Annotated in this window: 1 protein-coding gene; it reads left to right on the top strand. The window is 66.5% G+C overall.

The window, feature by feature from the left end; all coding sequences use genetic code 11:
* Positions 1 to 209, top strand: a 209-nt coding sequence (locus ADK60_RS29370) for an acyltransferase domain-containing protein (RefSeq protein WP_159400634.1), incomplete at both ends; no start/stop codon positions are given.

Below are 209 nucleotides of genomic sequence, written 5' to 3'. Positions count from 1 at the left end.
TGGTGTTCCCGGGTCAGGGTTCGCAGTGGGTGGGTATGGCGGTGGGGTTGTTGGCGGGGTCGGAGGTGTTCGCGGGGCGGATGGGGGAGTGCGAGCGGGCTCTGGCGCCTTATGTGGACTGGTCGTTGGTGGAGGCTTTGGGTTCTGAGGTGCTGTTGGCGCGGGTGGATGTGGTGCAGCCGGTGCTGTGGGCGGTGATGGTGTCGTTG

Origin of the sequence: Streptomyces sp. XY431 (assembly GCF_001279805.1) — a bacterium.
GTDB lineage: Bacteria > Actinomycetota > Actinomycetes > Streptomycetales > Streptomycetaceae > Kitasatospora > Kitasatospora purpeofusca.
The sequence above is the reverse complement of the archived record's forward strand: the minus strand, read 5'-3'. Positions and strand labels throughout refer to the sequence as shown.